This window comes from Occallatibacter sp. (assembly GCF_049510455.1).
Taxonomy (GTDB): domain Bacteria; phylum Acidobacteriota; class Terriglobia; order Terriglobales; family Acidobacteriaceae; genus Telmatobacter.
The window spans coordinates 21,476-37,604 of the sequence record NZ_JBEKYX010000033.1 but is presented as its reverse complement, the minus strand read 5'-3'; the positions used below and the strand labels follow the sequence as shown (position 1 = coordinate 37,604).

The 16,129-nt window shown below is 56.1% G+C and carries 13 protein-coding genes; 9 read left to right on the top strand and 4 right to left on the bottom strand.

Going from position 1 to position 16,129, the window contains the following annotated elements; translation table 11 throughout:
• Positions 1 to 275: putative quinol monooxygenase (locus tag ABSG47_RS08150; RefSeq protein WP_424168698.1), on the bottom strand; the 275-nt coding region annotated here is incomplete at its 3' end.
• A 180-nt stretch (positions 276 to 455) separates the two neighbouring features.
• Here ABSG47_RS08150 and ABSG47_RS08145 point away from each other — a divergent pair.
• Complete coding sequence (locus ABSG47_RS08145; protein WP_424168696.1) at positions 456 to 1,424, top strand: ABC transporter ATP-binding protein; 969 nt, start codon at positions 456 to 458, stop codon at positions 1,422 to 1,424.
• Positions 1,424 to 2,740, top strand: a complete 1,317-nt coding sequence (locus ABSG47_RS08140) for an ABC transporter permease (RefSeq protein ID WP_424168694.1) — start codon at positions 1,424 to 1,426, stop codon at positions 2,738 to 2,740. The genes ABSG47_RS08145 and ABSG47_RS08140 overlap by 1 nt, the downstream gene beginning before the upstream one ends.
• A 130-nt stretch (positions 2,741 to 2,870) precedes the next feature.
• Here the strand turns inward: ABSG47_RS08140 and ABSG47_RS08135 are convergent, their stop codons facing one another.
• Positions 2,871 to 3,449, bottom strand: a complete 579-nt coding sequence (locus tag ABSG47_RS08135) for a DUF2911 domain-containing protein (RefSeq protein WP_424168692.1) — start codon at positions 3,447 to 3,449, stop codon at positions 2,871 to 2,873.
• Between the two features lie 312 nt (positions 3,450 to 3,761).
• Between ABSG47_RS08135 and prpB the strand changes: the two genes are divergently transcribed.
• The 7 genes from prpB (at position 3,762) to ABSG47_RS08100 (ending at position 13,767) form a co-directional block, all read left to right on the top strand.
• On the top strand, positions 3,762 to 4,658 hold the full coding sequence (gene prpB, locus ABSG47_RS08130; RefSeq protein WP_424168690.1) for a methylisocitrate lyase: 897 nt from the start codon (positions 3,762 to 3,764) through the stop codon (positions 4,656 to 4,658).
• A 529-nt stretch (positions 4,659 to 5,187) separates the two neighbouring features.
• Complete coding sequence (locus ABSG47_RS08125) at positions 5,188 to 5,973, top strand: tetratricopeptide repeat protein (RefSeq protein ID WP_424168688.1); 786 nt, start codon at positions 5,188 to 5,190, stop codon at positions 5,971 to 5,973.
• Between the two features lie 312 nt (positions 5,974 to 6,285).
• Complete coding sequence (locus ABSG47_RS08120) at positions 6,286 to 6,669, top strand: hypothetical protein (RefSeq protein ID WP_424168686.1); 384 nt, start codon at positions 6,286 to 6,288, stop codon at positions 6,667 to 6,669.
• A 272-nt stretch (positions 6,670 to 6,941) separates the two neighbouring features.
• Positions 6,942 to 8,090 (top strand): efflux RND transporter periplasmic adaptor subunit, encoded by a 1,149-nt coding sequence (locus ABSG47_RS08115; protein ID WP_424168684.1) that lies wholly within the window; start codon positions 6,942 to 6,944, stop codon positions 8,088 to 8,090.
• Complete coding sequence (locus tag ABSG47_RS08110) at positions 8,090 to 11,248, top strand: efflux RND transporter permease subunit (protein ID WP_424168682.1); 3,159 nt, start codon at positions 8,090 to 8,092, stop codon at positions 11,246 to 11,248. The genes ABSG47_RS08115 and ABSG47_RS08110 overlap by 1 nt, the downstream gene beginning before the upstream one ends.
• A 3-nt stretch (positions 11,249 to 11,251) precedes the next feature.
• Positions 11,252 to 12,703 carry a TolC family protein gene (locus ABSG47_RS08105; RefSeq protein ID WP_424168680.1) on the top strand — a complete coding sequence of 484 codons (1,452 nt, stop codon included), beginning with the start codon at positions 11,252 to 11,254 and terminating at the stop codon, positions 12,701 to 12,703.
• The gene (locus ABSG47_RS08100; protein WP_424168678.1) at positions 12,700 to 13,767 is read left to right on the top strand and encodes a LysR substrate-binding domain-containing protein; all 1,068 of its coding nucleotides are present in this window, start codon (positions 12,700 to 12,702) and stop codon (positions 13,765 to 13,767) included. Before ABSG47_RS08105 ends, ABSG47_RS08100 begins: the two co-directional genes overlap by 4 nt.
• A gap of 155 nt (positions 13,768 to 13,922) precedes the next feature.
• On the opposite strand, the gene ABSG47_RS08095 is transcribed toward ABSG47_RS08100, so the two are convergent.
• Together ABSG47_RS08095 and ABSG47_RS08090 are read right to left on the bottom strand one after the other, a co-directional pair.
• The gene (locus tag ABSG47_RS08095; RefSeq protein ID WP_424168676.1) at positions 13,923 to 14,972 is read right to left on the bottom strand and encodes a D-alanine--D-alanine ligase family protein; all 1,050 of its coding nucleotides are present in this window, start codon (positions 14,970 to 14,972) and stop codon (positions 13,923 to 13,925) included.
• A 91-nt stretch (positions 14,973 to 15,063) separates the two neighbouring features.
• Complete coding sequence (locus ABSG47_RS08090; protein ID WP_424168674.1) at positions 15,064 to 16,077, bottom strand: putative zinc-binding metallopeptidase; 1,014 nt, start codon at positions 16,075 to 16,077, stop codon at positions 15,064 to 15,066.
• Between the last annotated feature and the right edge of the window lie 52 nt (positions 16,078 to 16,129).

The window sequence follows — 16,129 nt, the reverse complement described above, 5'->3', positions numbered from 1 at the left end:
TCCAGCATCTCCACCTGCGGCGGCGTAGCAAACAATTCCTCCGCCTTCGCAAAGAGCGCCTTGGCAATCTCGCCCGTCAAATGAGCCTTTCTGCCCTCTTCGTTGCTGAACGTATCGAAGATGCCGAACTTCGCCGGCCCAAGCTTCACGGCATACCAGCTTGTTGTCCCGGTCTCCTGCTCAGCCAATGGCTGCGCCGACTTCAAAAACTCTTCTACTTCGTTTTCTTTTCCCGCTTTTGCCTCAAGAAGCGCAAGAATCGCTACCGTATCCATACTTTTTCCTCCAGATTTTTAACCGCTTGTATGAGACGCGCTGGCCCCCGATCTGGTTACGCCAGCACACTGAATTCGCAATGTATTCATACGCTGGTGGAACTAGCGCCCGAAACAAGCCGTATCTAAGGTACGATTGCCTCACACTCCACCAAGAGGAGTCCAGGAGGAGTTCGCCTAGTGTCCGCAGCCACCGTCAAGCTGGCCTCCGCCGCAGCCATCACCGGCGCAGCCCTGCCGCTCCAGATCACCGGCCTCGTCAAGCGCTTCGGCACGCTCACCGCCGTCGATGGCATCTCGCTTACGCTGGCACCCGGCGAGTGCCTCGGCCTGCTCGGCCCCAACGGCGCAGGCAAAAGCACGCTCATCCGCTCCATCGTGGGCCGCGTCATCCCCAACACGGGAACAGTTTCCATCTTCGGCAACGCCGCCCAGAGCACAGCCGCCCGCCAGGCCCTCGGCTGGGTTCCGCAGGAGCTGGCCATCTACCCGCGCCTCACCTGCGCCGAGAACCTCATCGCCTTTGGCCGCTACCACGGCCTTACCGGCAGCAAGCTAAAAGAGCAATCCGCCTGGTGCCTGGAGTGGGCCGCACTCACGGACCGCGCCAAAACCGTCGCCGGCACGCTCTCCGGCGGCATGAAGCGCCGCCTCAACATGGCCGTCGGCATCATCCACCAGCCCAAAGTCGTTCTCATGGACGAGCCCACCGTCGGCGTCGATCCGCAATCCCGCAATCGCATCTTTGAGATGATTGAAGCCCTCCGCGCCCACGGCGCCTCGCTCATCTACACCACGCATTACATGGAAGAAGCCGAGCGCCTCTGCGACCGCATCGCCATCGTCGATCACGGTAAAGTCATCACAGAGGGCACTTACGCCGAACTCGTTCGCAGCTCCTTCGGAACCAGCAGCCAGGTCATCGCCCGCGTCACCGGCGCGCCGGAAGTCATCGAAGCATGGGCCGCCCGCCACAAAGGCAAAATATCGGAAGGCGCAGCCGAATTCACCATCGCCCAGCCAACAGAAGTCTCCACCATCCTCGCAGACGCCGCATCCTCCAGCATCGAACTCGAAGACCTCGCCCTGCGCCGTCCCAATCTTGAATCCGTCTTCCTCCACCTCACCGGAAGGGAGTTGCGAGACTAATGTTTGCCATCCTCCAGACAGCCTTCGCCAGCCTGCGCCGTGACCGAGCCGCGCTCGCCCTCGCCTTCATCCTGCCCATCGGCTTCTTCACCATCTTCGCCATCATCTTCGGCAGCATGCATGACACCGTGCCGCGCGTAAAAACCATCATCGTCGATCAGGACAACTCCGAAGCCTCAAAGAGCCTCATCAACGCGCTCCTGCATGAAGACACACTCCGCGTCAGCACGCATCCTGAAGCATCAAAAGCCCAGCCCAGCCCGCCCGATTACACCGCACAATCCGCTGAGGCCGCCGTCAAAGCCGGAGACGTCTCCGTAGCGCTCATCATCCCGCAAGGCTGGGGCGCAAATCCAGTTTCCTTCGGCGGCTCAAGCCAGAATCAAAACACCCCCAAAATCCAGCTCCTCAACGACTCCAGCGACGCCATCGCCCCGCAAGTCGTCAGCGGAATGCTCCAGAAAGCCGCCATGACCTCGCTCCCAGCCACCATGGCTGAGATGGGCCAGAAGTACACTGAAAAATACGTCGGCACGCTCACACCCGCGCAGCAAAAGCAGTGGAACGACAATCTCGCTTACCTCAAAAAACTCCAGCAGGATCGCACCCAGAACGCCGCATCCTCCACCAACACAAACACAAGCTCCACAGGCTCCGGCTTCAACGGCATCATCAGCGTCCAAACCCGCTCCGTTCTCGGCGAGTCCCAAAACAAGCCCATGATCTCCTATTACGCCGCCGCCGTCGGAGTCATGTTCCTGCTCTTCACCGCGTCGAACTCCGCCGGGGCGCTGCTCGATGAAGCCGATAGCGGCACGCTTGACCGCGTCCTCAGCTCGCGCATCGGAATGACCACGCTGCTCGCCGGCAAGCTCACCTACAACACGCTGCTCGCCTTCACCCAGCTTGCCGCCATGTTCGTCTTCGGCTGGGCCGTCTTCCACCTCGACCTCTGGACGCACATTCCCGGCTTCCTCGTCATGGGTCTCAGCACCGCCTTCGCCGTCGCAGCCTTCGGAATGCTCCTCGCCAGCCTGGCCAAAACCCGCGCCCAGCTCGGAGCCATCTCCACGCTGCTCATCCTCACCATGTCGTCCATCGGCGGCAGCATGTTCCCGCGCTACCTCATGAGTGACGCCATGCAAAAGGCCGGCCAGTTCACCCTCAACTCCTGGGCCATTGACGGCTTCACCAAGGTCTTCTGGCGCGACCAGCCCGTCACCGCCCTCTGGCCGCAGGTCGCCGTCCTGCTCGGCGTAGGCGCAGTCCTCTTCCTGCTAGCCCGCCGCTTCGCCCGCCGCTGGGAGTTTTCTTAGGCGCAAGTAACGAAGGACGATGAACGAATGGGCTATTCCAGGTCCGAAAATCCGGATCTGAAATAGCCCACTCTCACCCTCCGTACAAACAGCCCTCCGAAATCTGTGCTGCTCTGGCTTGCGAATACGATTAGTGCGTGTCCACGTCCACTGTCGCGGTGTGGTTTTCCCAACTGAGCGTGATGGCACCCATGCCGTTGCCCTTGTCCGTGATCTCCCACTTCAGGTTTTCAACTGCGGAGGACGGCGCGGACATGGTGAATTTGGTTTTGCCCAGGTCCTCGGCGGGATCGTAGGACAGGCCCCACTGGCCGGTCTTCTTGCTGATGATGAGCGTCCAGTTGTTCTGGTCAGAGATGTCAGCGAAAAGCGTGTAAGCGCCGGAGGGTACGGTGACGTCGCCTATCTTCACTTTGCCGTCAACAATGAGGGTTGTGGCAGAGTTTGCCCCGGCGCGCCAGATGGGATATTGCGAGCCTCCGGCGGTCTTGATGAGGCCATCTGAGGTGAAGATCTTGCCTGCGCGGCCCTTGACGCCCGGCGAGGAGTAGGCGATCCAGAAAGATTTATTGCCGATGACACTGACGGCCATGGCCGGTGGACTTGCGGGGCCTTTGGGCTTGGCGGCCATCATGGCTTGCGCAGAGGCTGAGGTGGCGGTGGCGAAGATGCCGCAACAGAGGGCGAGACAACAGAGAAGACGCTTCATGGATTTCGTACTCCTTGATTGGTGATTGGCGATGGATGGTTAGCGATGGATAGTTAGCAAGTGCCTTGTGGCGTATAAACCGGACGCCAGAAATTGTCGCATGAGAGCAGGCTCTTGAGCCAGTTTACCCAAAGGCGGGCAGTGTCTCAATTTGAATTGCTTTGTAACAGGGCACGATTTGAGTCGTGCCGAAACGGCCATAAAAATAAAATTGGGCTTTAGCCCCCGTGGCAGTTTCCTCAAACTGAGACACTACTCAAAGGCGCGGTTTGCCGCGCGCCAAGTGCCTGCTATGATGCCCTCGGAAACGCTATGACAGGAACTACATCATTATTGACTCCCGGAGGGCGGTTTCGCGCTGCTCTCAAAGAAGAAAAACCGCTGCAGGTGGCTGGAACCATTAACGCTTATACGGCAAAGCTGGCGGAGGCTGCGGGCTTTCGCGCGTTGTATCTCTCGGGCGGGGGCGTGGCTGCGAATTCGCTGGGAATTCCCGACCTGGGCATCAGCACAATGGAAGATGTGCTGACGGATGTGCGGCGAATTACGGATGCGAGCGGGCTGCCGCTGCTGGTGGATATCGACACGGGCTGGGGCGGGGCGTTCAATATTGCGCGGACGATCCGGCAGATGATCAAGGCCGGCGCGGCGGCGGTGCATATAGAAGACCAGATGGGCCAGAAGCGCTGCGGACACCGGCCAGGCAAAGAAATTGTACCCGTGGAGGAGATGGTGGACCGCATCAAGGCCGCGGTGGATGCGAAAACGGACGCGGCATTTGTGTTGATGGCGCGGACGGATGCGCTGGCCAATGAGGGAATCGCGAAGGCGATTGAGCGGGCGCAGGCGTACGTGGCTGCGGGTGCGGATATGATCTTTGCCGAGGCGGTTACGGAGCTGGTGCAGTACACGGAGTTTCGCAAGGCTGTGGGTGTGCCGGTGCTGGCCAACATTACGGAGTTTGGGCAGACGCCGCTGTGGACGCGCGAAGAGCTGGGCGCGGCGGGTGTGGATATTGTGCTCTATTGCTGCGGGGCTTACCGAGCCATGAATGCGGCGGCGCTGAAGGTATATGAGGCGATTCGCGCGGAGGGCACGCAGAAGAGCGTGGTGGAGACGATGCAGTCGCGCGCGGATTTATACAAGTATCTCGGTTACCATGCCTACGAGCAGAAGCTGGATGAGCTGTTTGCGAAGGGCAAGGGGTAGGACACCCGACTAAAGCATCTCTCCCGAAGATATAAAGTTCGGACGCCCCACCCTCGCCGCGTATTCGTATTAGCGGCCAGGCTGGGATCGCTCCACAGCAAGAGGAGAACTGCTCTTTTCCCTTTTCCCTTTCTTTCCCCATTACCAAAGTCCACCACCCTTTCGTAACCCCACCTCCTCCAGAAACTTTGCATGCAATTAACCCCATTTATGCTTTACTCAGAATCAGCAGAAGAATAAGCCACGGCCCGAACCCAAAAAGGGATTCGGGCCGTAGCTCATTCAAGGCAGCCCAGAAATTTTTTTTTCGGGGGTGTCCCCGCAAAAGTAACCGCTCATGATAATCAATTAGTAAACACTGTAAATCAGCGGTAAATTACACAAAAACAATCACATAGCGCCATAATCTTCCACCTCTCGGAAAACAGCCCGACAGGGGAAACAAAAAGCGAAAGTTGCTCCAGAAAATCCTCAAACGCTGCCGGAGAGCGATGCTTTTTCGCGAGGAATAGCCGCCGCCAGAAAGGCCGTGGAGCTGGATGATTCCTTATCCGAGGCTCATCGCGCGCTGGCCTTCGCTGAATTCTGGGGCAACTGGGATTTTGTAGACGCCGAAAAGGAGTTTCACCGGGCCATCGAACTCAACCTGAAGGATCCTGTTGCCCGCCGCTGGTACGCCAATTCTTTCGCCATGCCGGGGCGAATTGACGAATGCCTGGAGCAGATCGACAAGGCTCAGGAGCTGGATACATCTTCGCCCGCAACCCTGGCCGACAAGGGTGTGATGCTCTTCAATGCCGGGAAAACGGAGGAAACCATCGAGGTGCTTGAGGAGGTGGAGCGGACCAACCCCGAGTTCCGCTCGCCCCACTATTACATGATGCTCATCAACCTGTATCTTCGCAGATATCAAGCCTATCTCGCGGAAGGTCAAAAGACAGCGGAGATTGAAGGCGATCCTGTGCTGAGAGACATCATTACATCGGCACGGGAAGGGTATGCGCAGGATGGTGCGCGCGGGCTGCTGCGGAACTTGTACGCCAGACAAAAGGAATACTATCTGGCGGGAAAACTCATGGGGACCATGTTGGCCAAGACCTGCATCCTGATGGGCAGGAAGCAGGAAGCGTTGCATCTCCTGGAAGATGCCTACGCTCGCCATGAACCGTACTTTCTAGTTTGTCTGATGGATCGGGATCTGCTCACCTTGAAAGACGAGCCGAGATACCGGGCCCTGGTCAGGAAGATCAATTTCCCGGCGGCCATGAATCTCGATGCTTCCAAACAGCCCATCTTCGGCCAACTAGAGAATTAGCGGCATGGAAAAAGTATTCAGGGTTATGGTATGTATGCGGCCAAATGCCCCGGCCATTGCTCCGCCTTGCATGGCTCACGTGAAAGGTCTATGTAGAACGGATGTAGCGTCCATGTCGTTTTAAGTTCATCAACCTCGTTTGCACGGTGTAGAACTCTGAATGTGAAATCCAGCCACAATAAATCTTATGAACCATAAAAATTATTAAACTTTGTAATTCTCCGTTTGTGTTATCAATAAACATAAGTTGCGCGGAAGCCTTATGTCAGACATCCGATTTGTCTGCCGGTTGCAACTCAGGATTGAGTTTCCGTGAATCTTCAGAGCACAAATCGACACCTGCCCGTCTGGATGCTCTCGGGATTTATCGGACTGTCGTTTCTTGTCTTCGCATGGGGTCTCGGCTACAAGCTTTCTCTCTACGACCCGCCTCAATCCTATTCCCATAAGATGCCGCAGGCGAAGCTGCTATCGAAAAATGAGCAGGCGATTGCATCGCAAAGTCCTCTGTTGAGCGATACGAAAGCTTCGCCAGCAGTGTTTACCAGTGTTCTTCTGCTGCTCATTCTTGCTTATCGTTCCCTGAATATACCTGCATCGGACAAGCGGGATTTTGCTGTAAAACGGTCGTGGCGTCTGCGTCACCGCACTGGTTTGAACTTCTTTTTCGTTCTTCCTCCGCCCGTACTCTCCTAGCTTTACCTTTTAACTCCAAAAATTGAAGCGCCCGGCTCAGGTTTTCCTGTCGGCTGCCGCATGGTCTGTTCTCTGCCGGGGAATGTGTCCTTCCACGCGAGCCTTCACCGAGCACAAATTCACAAAATAGGTGCATTTGAGATATGCGAAACAGAACCTCATTTATCCTCGCCGCAGGACTGGCATTGCCTGTCGTAACTGGTCTGACCGCCTGTAATTCCAGGCCCCGGAGCTCAGAGACGAGTGGCTCAGAAGCTCCGGCGGCTGCCGTTGTGGCCGTATCGCGAGCAAACATTGCACACGTCCTGAACCTTGCAGGGCAGTTCCAGCCATATCAGGTAGTCGACGTCCACGCTAAGGTCTCCGGTTACATCAAGAACATCTACGTCGATATCGGTGACAAGGTGCGCGTGGGCGAGACGCTAGCCATCCTCGAAGTGCCTGAACTGAATGCCCAACTGAAGGGCAGCAAATCGGAGTTTGCCCGGAGCAAGGACGAGATCACGCGGGCGCAGCACGAAGTAGCGCGCGCCGAGTCCGAGCACAGCGCGGTTCATGCCGATTACCTCCGCCTGGTGCAGGCCGCTGCAGCCCAGCCCGGCCTGATTGCGCAACAGGAACTGGACAATGCTCAGTCGAAAGACCTATCTACCGCTGCACAGATCGACGCCACACAGTCAGCGCTGTCGGCTGCCAAACAAGGATCGGATGTGGCCGACGCCAACCGAGAGCGCGTACAGGACCTGAATGATTACACGCATGTCACCGCACCGCTGAACGGAGTCATCATCTTTCGCTACGCCGATACTGGCGCATTGATCCAGGCCGGGACCTCGTCCGACACGCAGTCGTTGCCCATCGTCAAACTTTCCCAGAGCGACCTGCTTCGGCTTCGTGTACCGGTGCCGGAAGATGCTGTGCGCTATGTCCATACCGGTCAGAACATGCAGGTACATGTGGACGCCGTTGGGCGGTCTCTGACGGGGATGGTGGTTCGTTTTACTCGCAACGTCAGCTTCGAGACACGCACGATGGAGACGGAGATCGATGTTCCCAACAAAGACCTGTCGCTCACTCCTGGCATGTATGCCAATACCGAGTTGCAGCTCGATCATCGCGATAACGTGCTGACAATTCCGGTGCAGGCAGTGGTGAACGATGGAAACAGGCGGACCGTCCTGATTGTCGATAGCCAAAATCATGTCCAGCAGAGAGTTGTTCAGACGGGCATTCAGGGTTCAGATCTGGTGGAAGTAACCGGAGGACTCAGTGAAGGCGAACGCGTGATCGTCGGTGGTCAATCAAAATATCAAGTCGGTGAACAGGTCACGCCGCAGGTTCAGAAAGAGGCCACAAACGACGTTGTCCGCGAACAAGGCGGAGAGTCCGACCCGCAGACAGACAAGGGAGGAAATCAGTAATGCCCAAGTTTGCGCTCAGCTACCCGTTCTTCATCATTATGTTGTGTCTCATCGTCCTGCTGGTGGGCGTTGTCAACACCATTACGATGCCAGTCGATCTGTTCCCCAAGATCGATATTCCCGTCGTCGTTGTCGCCACATTTTATTCCGGGATGCCGCCAAAGCAAATCGAGGCGGACATCACCAATACTTTCGAACGCTTCTTTACGCTGGGAAACAATATCGACCACATAGAATCACGCTCCCTGACAGGCGTGAGTCTCATCAAGATCTACTTCAAGCCAGGCACGGATCCTAACGCCGCTCTGAGCAACATCGCGAATTTGGCCATGGCCGACCTGCGACGATTGCCACCCGGAACTTTGCCTCCGGTCGTCCTCAGCATGGATGCTTCGAACCAGCCGGTTTGTCTCGTCACGCTGAAAGGACAGGGACTGAACGAAACGAACCTGAAGGATCTGGCTCAATTCCAGGTACGCAATCAGATTGCAAATGTCTCCGGTGCATCCGTTCCACAACCGTTCGGTGGAACCTACCGTCAGATTCAGGTTTATGTGGACCCCTTGAAGCTAGAAGCCCACAACCTGAGCCTGATGGATGTTGTCCATGCGGTCAACGATTCCAATCTAATCCTCCCTGCTGGCGACGTTCGTATTGGCACAAAGGACTACAACATTTATGCGAACAGCCAGGTCCCGAGCGCGCAGGAGATTAACTCCATGCCGCTCAAGTCGGTGGGGAATGCCTCCATTATGGTTGGGGACGTAGGAAGGGCACAGGACGCGGGCGCGATCCAAACCAACATCGTCCGCATCGATGGGCAACGATCCGTCTACGTGCCTGTGCTGAAGCAGGGAGGAGACAGCAACACCATCACGATCGTGAACGGGATGAAAGAAGCTATCAAGAATCTCGTGGATATTCCTGCCTCACTCAGGACCGCCGTGGTCTTCGACCAGTCGCTGTTTGTGAAGGGCGCAATCAAAAACCTGCTGAAGGAAGCGGGCATCGGATTGTTCCTGACCGGCATCATGATCCTCGTCTTTCTGGGAAACTCCCGCGCGACATTTGCCGTGCTCTTGTCGATTCCTCTTTCGGCTCTTGTCTGCCTGCTGGTGATGAAGGCGATGGGCGGCTCGATCAATACCATGCTGCTGGGTGGTCTGGCACTGGCGTTTTCGCGCCTGATCGACGATTCCGTGGTGGTGCTTGAAAACATCTTCCGCTACATGGAGATGGGATCTCCTCCGCGAGAGGCGGCGGAGAAGGGAGGCATGGAAGTATCGCTTGCCGTTCTCGCCGCGACCTCGACAACTTCGATCGTGTTCTTCCCGGTAAGCTTTCTCACGGGCGTGAGCAAGTACATCTTTGCGGATCTGGCGCTCGGCGTCGTGATCTCCATCTTCGCGTCGTACATCTTCGCAATGACCGTGGTCCCTCTGTACTGTGCCCACTTCATCCGCCTTGACCACCATGCCGAAGGCGAAGGGCACGTAGAAAAGCGGAAGCCTCTCTTTCAACGTTTCGTTGCCAGGTTCAACGAATATTTCCAGAGGATGCTGAATCGATATGAAGAGCTGGCCAATCGAGTACTGCGGAATCCGCGCCTTACGGCCACAGTTATCCTCGGCTCGATCGCGCTCATACTCTTGGTTCTATTTCCATTCCTCGGACGTGCGTACTTCCCCCGCACCGACCCCGGCCAGTTTGTCATCGATGTAAAGTGTCCGGCGGGCACACGTATCGAGCTGAGCAATCAATACATCGCGCGCGTGGAGAACGATATCCGGCAGGTGGTTTCTACGGAAGATCTGGGCATGATCGTCTCCAACATCGGGATTACGCCGGATCTCTCGGCAATCTACACTACGAATTCGGCCATGGATACGGCGTTCGTTCAGGTCAGCCTGAAAGAAGACCACAAAGTCGGCAGTTATGCGTACATGGAACGGGTGCGCCGCAAGCTGGCATCCGACATGCCCGAGTTGACGACGTACTTCCAGGCCGGGGGTCTGGTGGACTCGGTCATTAATCAAGGTTTGCCCGCTCCGATCGATATCCAGATCAGCTCGAACGACATGGACGGCGCCTTCGATATAGCCAAAGGGCTGGCCCAAAAGATCAAGGGTCTCAAAAATGTGAGTGATGTGTATATCCCGCAAGACCTGAAGTACCCGGGCCTCGAGATGAACATCGATCGCGAACGCGCCAGTCTGATTGGGCTATCGCCCAAGGATGTCGTGGACAACGTCATTACAGCGCTGACCTCGGATGGACAGATCGCGCCCAGCTACTGGATCGATCCCGATACAGGCAACAACTACATGCTCACCGTGCAGTACTTCAATAAAAAGATCGGCAACATGAGCATGGAGGACTTCAAAGACATTCCTCTGCGGTCAGCCAGTTCACAGGCCTATACCCCGTTGCGATCGGTTGTCGATATTAAAGAGATCAATACGCCAACCGAAGTAGATCACTATCAGATTCGCCGTGTAATAGACATCTATGTGATGCCTTCGACGGAAGCCCTGGAGAAGGTAAACAAGAACATCCAGAAACTGGTCATAAACACACAGAAGCCGAAAAACACACGCATCGTCGTCCGCGGTGCGGTCATCAGCATGAATGATTCGTTCCTGCACTTCGGCGTCGGACTGTTGCTTTCGATCGCTCTGGTGTACCTGATCCTGATGGCGCAGTTCAAGTCGTTCATCGATCCATTCATCATCCTGATGGCCATTCCTCCGGGTCTGGCAGGAGTCGTTCTGACGCTTCTTGCCACCGGCAGCACGCTCAACATCATGTCACTGATGGGCGTCATCATGATGACCGGCATCGTGGTGTCGAATAGCATCCTGATCGTCGAGTTTGCCGGCATCCTGCATAAACAAGGACTGGGGCTTCTGGAGGCAGTGGTGCAGTCGTGCAAGGTGCGCCTGCGCCCGATTCTCATGACATCCCTGGCAACACTCCTGGGCATGATCCCGATGGCGCTTGGCATCGAAGCCGGAAGCGAGCAATATGCACCTTTGGCGCGGGCCATTATCGGCGGTTTGGCGGCATCGGTCGTCGTCACTATCTTCCTGGTGCCGGCAGTGTACCTGATCATCCACGGCCGGCTGGAAAAGACAACCGCAGTTAAGGCGGAGGGATAGAAAATGATGAAGAGAACAAGAGTCCGACTATTCCGTTCCATACTCCTGGGCTCATTTGCCATCATCTGCTCCGGAGCATTATCCGGACAGACAGCAAGCCAGCCGTTGCTTCCCGATGCTCCGCCGAGTCGGCTTATAGCCAACGCGCCTCGAAATCTTTCGACGATATCTCAAGTAGCAGCTCAAGCCCCGGAAACCACATCGGGAAGTTCGGCTCCGGGACAACCGACCCATCTCACGCGCATCGAAGCCGAACAGATGGCGATCAAGAACAATCCAAGGGTCACAGTTGGACGGCTGCTTGCGCTGGCGCAACATCAGGTAGTTCGGGAGTTGCGGTCGGCGGAACTGCCGAGCGCGACGGGCAACATTACTGCCGAGGATGCAGAAGACGGCTCCCGCATTTCGGCGGGATCGCTCACAGCCTCACGCCTCTTCACGCATGCAGGCGCCGGTGCCACTGCCACACAATTGATCACGGACTTTGGGAGAACGAAGAATCTTGTTGCGTCTTCGAAACTGCAAGAGAAGGCGCAGAATGCAAGCACCCTCGCCACCACCGAAGACATTGTCATCGTGACGGATCAGGCTTTCTACAATACCCTGCAGGCCCAGGCTTTGCTTAAGGTTGCTGAGCAAAATGTCACTACAAGGAATACTACGGACACACAGGTCAGTGCGATGACAAAGAACAAGCTCAAGTCGACCCTTGATCTGAGCTTTGCGGATGTCAATCTTTCGCAGGCGAAGTTGCTGTTACTGGATGCGCAGAACAACGCCGACTCCACGATGGTGGCACTGGATGACGTGTTAGGCCTCGACCGGCAACAGATATACGACCTGGACGAAGACAATGGCCCACTGCACCCTCCTCCGCCGAATGCTGACCAACTCATTCAACTCGCGCTTCAGCAAAGGCCCGATCTGCAGGCGTTGAATTACAGCCAGCAGGCTGCGGTTAAATTCAGCCACGCGCAGCACGATCAGATGCTGCCCACCATCACCGCTGCTGGAACTGCTGGCACCGTCCCCATTCGTCCAGGAGAGCAGTACTACACCACGAACTGGTGGGGCGCAGCCGGCGTCAACATGAACATTCCGATCTTCAATGGTTTCCTCTACTCGGCACAGGCCAAGGAAGCGACGATCCGGGCTCAAGCTGCGTCGGAGCAGAGCCGCGGTCTACGCGATCATATTGTTCGCGATGTTCGCACCGCCTGGCTGGCAGCGAACACTGCATTTCAGCGGGTTGCGGTGACAGCGGAATTGCTCAAAGAAGCTAATCTGGCTCTTGGTTTAGCGCAGACGCGATATCAACTGGGCCTCAGTTCAATCGTAGAGCTGAGTCAGGCTGAGTTTCAGCAGACGGATGCCGCCATTGGAAATACGAATGCGCAATATCAATATCGGCTTGCTCTTGCGACTCTCAATTATCAGATTGGTGCAACGCCATGATGGAAAACTTTAAGCTGAAGGTCTTCCGCGTAGTCGCGGATACGCTCAATTTCCGGAGGGCTGCGGATGAGCTTCATCTCACCCAGCCTGCCGTAACTTCCCAGGTCAAGTCTCTCGAAGAGAGTCTGGGCATTGCACTCTTCGATCGTATCGGACGCGATATCAGCCTGACGCCGGCGGGAACCACTCTACTGCAGTACGTGCGGCAGATCGAGGCGGTGACGAATGATGCCATTGCCGCACTGGCGCCATTCGGAGGACAGGAAGGAATCGAACTGACTATTGGTGCCTCCCATACGATTGCCGTCTATCTCCTGCCCAGGCTCCTTCCCCATCTGGTGAGCGAATGGCCCAGACTCCGAATTCATATTATGAGCGGCAGCACGAATGAGATTCTGCACGCCCTGACCATGCATCAGGTCGGAATCGGATTGATTGAGGCTCCCGCATTCCGACCGGACCTGAAGATCGAGGCGTTTGGAGAAGATGAGCTGACACTGATTGTGCCGCATGATCATCGATGGGCAAAGAAGACGCTGCTCAAAGCTGCCGAGCTTGTGCAGGAGCCGATCCTGCTGCGGGAAGTTGGGTCCGGCATGCGCCGTTTTGTAGAAGAGTATCTCGAACAGAATGGCGTCCTCCGGCAACAGCTGCGTATATCAATTGATATGAATTCCACGGAGGGCATCATCGCAGCGGTAGAGGCAGGACTCGGTGTGGGATTCGTCCCTTGCATGGCTCTTGAGAAGGCTCTTAAGGTCGCAAGTATCAAGGTCATTCCGCTCGTCAATGGTCCGATCCGTCGCCAGCTTAGCATTGCGCTCCTCAATGGTCCGGAGCCAAAGGGACCGGTCGGACAACTAGTGGAGTTGCTTCGCAATAAGGGCAACGCCGATCGACAGAAGGCTTTGGAGATTCAGGCGAAGCGGGAGGACATAAATAGTGAGGTTGTACCCCAGGGGACAGAAACAGCGAAGCTCAGGCGGGTGTCTCGAATGAATGTCCTTCCGTTCTCTGTGGTGCTCTGCCTTACCTTGATCCTTGCCGGGTTCCTTGGAGCTTGACGGTACTGGGCGAAGAAGTGCTCATCGTCCCTGTTCTGTGACCATTTCACCCGGCTCAGGCTTATCGCTGAGCCTGACTGTCTCAATGACTCCGCTAGAAAAACTTCGGCGGAAAATGAGATCGTATGGCGCAAAGATCTACCTCACCTATGGAGTTACGCGGCGCGGGCGTAGGCCAGTTTTACGATCTTGTCGATTGCCTCGGCGTATGTGTAGCCGGCTTTTTTGGCTGCCATTGCGAATTCTGCTGTGCTGGCGAGCCAGGGATTCGGATTGGCTTCAATGACGAACACCTCGCCCTTATCATTCAGGCGCATATCAATACGACCGTAGTCACGCAGCTTGAGAGCGCGATAAGCGGCCAGCGCAATGTCCTGAAGTCGTTGCGTGGTCTCCTCGTCGAGATCCTCCACCGGAGCGGACTTTGTCAGCTTGTACGCTTCTGTGTCGCGAAAGAACTTTACATCCTGGCCGGCGATTCGCGGAGTTCCCTTGGGCAGCTTTGAAAGATCCAGCTCAATCAGCGGCAGCACCTCAGGGCTTTCGTTGCCGAGAATCGCGGCATAGATTTCGCGGCCTTCGATGTACTCCTCGATGAGCGCTGGGCTATCGAATTCCTCGTGGATGTAGTGAATGCGCTCCATGAGGTCCTTCACGCTTTCCACCACGGAGCCGCTGTCGATACCGATCGAACCATCTTCTGAAACTGGCTTGATGATCAGCGGAAACTTGATGTCATGTGAGTGATCGGTGCGGCCCTTGTACGACACTGCGAAGTCCGGAGTCTTGATCTTGTGAAAGTCGAATATCTTTTTCGCAATCGCTTTATCCTGCGCAAGATAAAGCGCCTGCGGGCCGCCGCCGGTGTATGGAAGATGCAGCATTTCAAGAAACGCCGCGATGTTCTTATCCATCGTGTCATCGCCGGCATAGGACTCTGTCAGGTTGAAGACGAGATCGGCGCTGCATTTTGCCAGTGAGAGCAGAGCCTGGTTTCTGCCGTCCAGCACATGATATGCGGGCTCATATCCAAGCTTTGTCAGCGCATTGAATATCTCTTCGCGCTCGTGCAGTGGATCTTTTTTCTTCCGCACAGGTTTGATCTTTTTGCCGCGCGATGGCTTGGCCGGCTCGGGTTCTGGCTCCGGCTCAGGAACTGTATCTTCCCAGAGGTCATACAGGATCGTGATCTTCAGTGCTTCCATAAAATGCCCTGCGTTTCTTCCGCCTCACTCGAATCTTCACTCGCTTCCGCCATCAACGGCAACCGGGAAGCGCATACCAGTACACAATGAATCACGGCAGGATGAACTTGCCCCGCGCAATATAGGTCATTGCAAGCGCAGTTGCATACACGGTGATCTCAGTCAGATATTCCCGCTCACATTGTTTGTCGGCACGCAGGCCAAGGTCGTTAACCTTCGCCTCAATGCTCTCCACAAGCTTTTTTACCAAGGGACGCTGCACGCCCGTCCAGTAATTCACCTTGTCGATAAGTACCTTGCGATTTTCACGCAGCAGCTCGCCCGCCGGCCGAACATTCTTTCTGCGGTGTTTCGACACGTTGAAGATGTCGCGCAGGTCGGTATCGAGCGGAAGGTCGCCGAGGCTTAGCTGCTGATCGAGCGCATGCTCATAAAACTCGCCAACCGTCAGATCCATCTCGTCCACCGTAATATCGGTATTGCCATGCGCCACCACAGGATCTGCATTGCCGAACTCGTGGCCTATGCGATCCATGTAAAGCAGCTTCCGCATCGCGCCCCAGCCTTGATAGCGCTTGCGCCAGTTGGAGCGAGGTGTGAGCCAGACAGCAAACGTCTCAGCAAAGTCCTCATCCGGATGCTTCTGCGCGTACCATCCTTCCATGTGCCGCACAAACTGGCGCGAGAATGGAACAGGCTTGTAGTTATCCCGGTAAGCCCTGCGGAATGGCCCAAAGATCTCACGCCACTCCTCTGTTTTAAAGAGCGCGTAGGCGTAGTTAAAAGCGTGGCCTGCCTCGTGGCGCATGTACATCATGATCTGCCGCGCGTCTTCAATGTCATTCATCGCAGCTTCCAGGCGCTGCAGGTTTGGATCGGCCAGGTAAAACGGAATGCCAATCACGGGCTCCATGCTGGGGCAGCCCCACTCATCGCTGAGATAGCACCGTGGACGAAATTTGGTGAGGCCCTTGGCGTCCAGCTCTTTGTAAAGCTGCCGCACAAAGCGTTCGAGCGGGCCGCCTTCCAGCTTCAGCCCAAGCTGCTGAATCGGCTTGGAGAGAATCTCCCGGACTTCCGCCGGCGCTTTTTCAAAGTTCGCCACAATTCTTCAGAGACTAGCACGCGCAAAGCCGGGTTCGACAGAGCAGGCTGTT

Coding starts and splice junctions, on each gene's coding strand:
- ABSG47_RS08135 (WP_424168692.1), bottom strand. CDS start 3,449: ATGAAGCGTCTTCTCTGTTGTCTCGCCCTCTGTTGCGGCATCTTCGCC.
- ABSG47_RS08100 (WP_424168678.1), top strand. CDS start 12,700: ATGATGGAAAACTTTAAGCTGAAGGTCTTCCGCGTAGTCGCGGATACG.
- ABSG47_RS08105 (WP_424168680.1), top strand. CDS start 11,252: ATGATGAAGAGAACAAGAGTCCGACTATTCCGTTCCATACTCCTGGGC.
- prpB (WP_424168690.1), top strand. CDS start 3,762: ATGACAGGAACTACATCATTATTGACTCCCGGAGGGCGGTTTCGCGCT.
- ABSG47_RS08095 (WP_424168676.1), bottom strand. CDS start 14,972: ATGGAAGCACTGAAGATCACGATCCTGTATGACCTCTGGGAAGATACA.
- ABSG47_RS08140 (WP_424168694.1), top strand. CDS start 1,424: ATGTTTGCCATCCTCCAGACAGCCTTCGCCAGCCTGCGCCGTGACCGA.
- ABSG47_RS08110 (WP_424168682.1), top strand. CDS start 8,090: ATGCCCAAGTTTGCGCTCAGCTACCCGTTCTTCATCATTATGTTGTGT.